This window comes from Micromonospora sp. LOL_021 (assembly GCF_048060215.1).
Taxonomy (GTDB): Bacteria; Actinomycetota; Actinomycetes; order Mycobacteriales; family Micromonosporaceae; genus Micromonospora_E.
This window is the reverse complement of record NZ_JBHMIN010000134.1, coordinates 1-1,014: the sequence shown is the minus strand read 5'-3', so window position 1 is coordinate 1,014 and position 1,014 is coordinate 1. Positions and strand designations below refer to the sequence as shown.

The 1,014-nt window shown below is 64.2% G+C and carries 2 protein-coding genes; both read left to right on the top strand.

All coding sequences use genetic code 11. The annotated features are described in order from the left end of the window. Nucleotides 1-74 precede the first annotated feature (74 nt). Nucleotides 75-368 (top strand): transposase, encoded by a 294-nt coding sequence (locus ACFHWT_RS31330; protein WP_416598308.1) that lies wholly within the window; start codon nucleotides 75-77, stop codon nucleotides 366-368. A 5-nt stretch (nucleotides 369-373) separates the two neighbouring features. Next, on the top strand, nucleotides 374-1,014 hold a 641-nt coding region (locus tag ACFHWT_RS31325), incomplete at its 3' end, for an IS3 family transposase (RefSeq protein ID WP_416598306.1).

Sequence of the window (1,014 nt, the reverse complement as noted above, 5' to 3'; positions counted from 1 at the left end):
TTGAGGTGCCCCGAGGATTCCGGACAGGGAGCCAATAAGGTTACCCTGTAAGGAAAGTCGAGGGAAGAAGCGCGATGGCACGCATAAGCTCATACACCCCAGAGTTCCGTGAAGAAGCGGTGCAACTCGTTCTACAGTCGAACAAGCCAGTGTCGCAGGTTGCCCGGGAGATCGACGTTCACCCGGCGACGCTGCGTTCCTGGGTCCGCCAGTACCGGCGGGAAAACAGCGGCGCCCAGGACAGCCCACAGATCGGCGTCGACGAGCGCGCTCGACTGAAGGAACTCGAACGTCGCAACCGGGAACTCGAAATGGAGAACAGCTTCCTGAAAAAAGCCGCGGCGTACTTCGCGAAGGACCCTCGGTAACGAGCTTGTACGAGTTCATCGAGACGATGCGACTCGACACCGCGGAGTACGCCTACCCCGTCGACTTCATGTGCGAACAACTCGGCGTGTCCAGGTCCGGATACTACGAATGGCGAACCCGCCCCGACTCCGCGACCGCCACCCGCCGCGCCCACCTTCGGTCGGCCATCGAGGAGGTGTTCGCCGCGTCCGACGGCACCTACGGGCACCGACGCGTCCACGCGCAACTGCGGCGCCAAGGCGTGTCCGCCGGGCCGGAACTCGTCCGCCAGCTGATGCGCGAGCTCGGGCTCGTGCCGTGCCAGCCCCGCCCGAGGCGGTGGGGTCTCACCCAGTCGTCGTCCGGCACGGTGCCTGACCTCGTCGGCCGGGAGTTCACCGCCGACGCGCCTGGCGAGAAGCTCGTCGGCGACATCACGTACATCCCGACCGGCGAGGGGTGGCTGTATCTGGCGACCGCCATCGACTGCTACACGAAGGAAGTCATCGGATACGCGATGGACGACCACTACCAGACGCCGTTGATCTCCCGCGCCATCCGTAACGCCGCCCGGAATCGCGAACTCAGAAAGAACGCCATCTTTCATTCGGACCGGGGCAGCAACTACATGTCGGACGACTACGGCAGAACGCTTCGGGATCTGAG